This window comes from Clostridioides sp. ES-W-0018-02 (assembly GCF_020658175.1).
GTDB lineage: Bacteria > Bacillota > Clostridia > Peptostreptococcales > Peptostreptococcaceae > Clostridioides.
On sequence record NZ_JACVVY010000050.1, the window covers coordinates 1 to 542 of the forward strand.

At 50.2% G+C, this 542-nt stretch carries 5 tRNA genes; all 5 read left to right on the plus strand.

The annotated features are described in order from the left end of the window. Positions 1-38: 38 nt before the first annotated feature. Positions 39-122: transfer RNA gene (locus tag IC219_RS21365), tRNA-Leu, on the plus strand. A gap of 30 nt (positions 123-152) precedes the next feature. Next, positions 153-229, plus strand: a tRNA-Arg gene (locus IC219_RS21370). Positions 230-236: 7 nt separating this feature from the next. Further along, positions 237-312 (plus strand) — tRNA-Gln (locus tag IC219_RS21375). A 17-nt stretch (positions 313-329) separates the two neighbouring features. Further along, positions 330-402, plus strand: a tRNA-Lys gene (locus tag IC219_RS21380). 15 nt (positions 403-417) lie between these two features. Further along, positions 418-506: transfer RNA gene (locus tag IC219_RS21385), tRNA-Ser, on the plus strand. Positions 507-542: the final 36 nt, after the last annotated feature.

Genomic DNA, 542 nt, shown 5'->3' on the forward strand with positions numbered 1-542 from the left:
CGGTGGTTCGAATCCACCATCCTCCACCAAAAAAATGCGCGGATGTGGCGGAATTGGCAGACGCACTAGACTTAGGATCTAGCGCCATTGGCGTGGGGGGTCGACTCCCTTCATCCGCACCATTTTTTATTTAATTTATACATATTTATTGTGGGTGCATAGCTCAGCTGGATAGAGCAACGCCCTTCTAAGGCGTGTGTCCGGGGTTCGAATCCCTGTGCGCTCACCACATATATTGGGGATTAGCCAAGTCGGTAAGGCACATGACTTTGACTCATGTATGCGTAGGTTCAAGTCCTGCATCCCCAGCCATTAAATATTAAAGTTAAGGTTCATTAGCTCAGCTGGCAGAGCACCTGACTCTTAATCAGGGTGTCCCGAGTTCGATCCTCGGATGAATCATTGGAAGTAGAATATGGAGAGGTGTCCGAGTGGTTTAAGGAGCTGGTCTTGAAAACCAGTGACTTCGAAAGGGGCCGTGGGTTCGAATCCCACCCTCTCCGCCAAATGCCCAGATAGCTCAGTCGGTAGAGCAGGGGACT